Source organism: Phyllobacterium brassicacearum, from assembly GCF_003010955.1.
In the GTDB taxonomy this organism is placed as follows: Bacteria; Pseudomonadota; Alphaproteobacteria; order Rhizobiales; family Rhizobiaceae; genus Phyllobacterium; species Phyllobacterium brassicacearum.
Genome location: NZ_PGGO01000080.1, coordinates 1 through 771, shown reverse-complemented (window position 1 = coordinate 771; position 771 = coordinate 1). Strand labels below are relative to the sequence as shown.

Genomic DNA, 771 nt, shown 5'->3' with positions numbered 1-771 from the left:
ATTGGATCGCCGGGAATATCCTGCTCGGTGGTCGTGACCATTTTGCCGAAGTCAGCACGTCCAGCATCGCGAAAGATCCAAATCTCGGGAGCGACGAAATAGGCAACAAGCAGATACGTGATCAGCAGGGCAATCAACCCCTTCACCGCCATGCGGATTTTCGTGCGACGGCGCATCGGCATCTAGCCCCTCTCAATAACCACGAAGAAACACACGCGGACGTCGAGGCGAGAATGTCCCCGCGGAGGAGTGCGCCATCGGACAACGGTATTGTAACATTCCAATTGGTGTTGTGATGGAAGAATCTGTTGCGGAGGATGCGCCATCCTTTTTCGATCTGGATTCCCGCGGCATCAGGCACTCAATGCCCTTTTGCCCTGTCCGGAGATTGGCAGCAGAGCGCATTCCCAGCCGCAGTTAGTTCGAGTATTGTCATGCTTTGTCAGCTCCTGACACACATTTGGAGGCACTGCGTCGGCGTGGTCTCGCACGCGCTGTGTAGTGGCCAGCAGGGAGGGTTGATTGCGTGTTATCGCGCAAATTCTTGTCGCAATCGCTGTATCGTTCGTCATCGCACTTGTGACGGCCTGGGCGGTGCTTGCCCTGTGGTATCGACTGCCGCTGCCGGAGTTCGCGAGAGGCGGGGCGGGCGGCTTCCTCGTTCTGCTTGGTCTCGCGACAATCGTCGCGCTGTTCACCCGGATGCGTATCCCGGCGGTTGCCGTTTTTCTCGCGGTCTTTGGGGCAATACTGATCTGGTGGAACACAATA

Annotated in this window: 2 pseudogenes; one reads left to right on the top strand and one right to left on the bottom strand. The window is 57.1% G+C overall.

The features are described from left to right. Positions 1–176: pseudogene (locus CU102_RS28350) on the bottom strand (LssY C-terminal domain-containing protein); the annotation flags it as partial. A gap of 346 nt (positions 177–522) precedes the next feature. On the opposite strand from CU102_RS28350, the pseudogene CU102_RS28345 reads away from it, so the two are divergent. Further along, positions 523–771, top strand: a pseudogene (locus tag CU102_RS28345) (DUF4105 domain-containing protein); the annotation flags it as partial.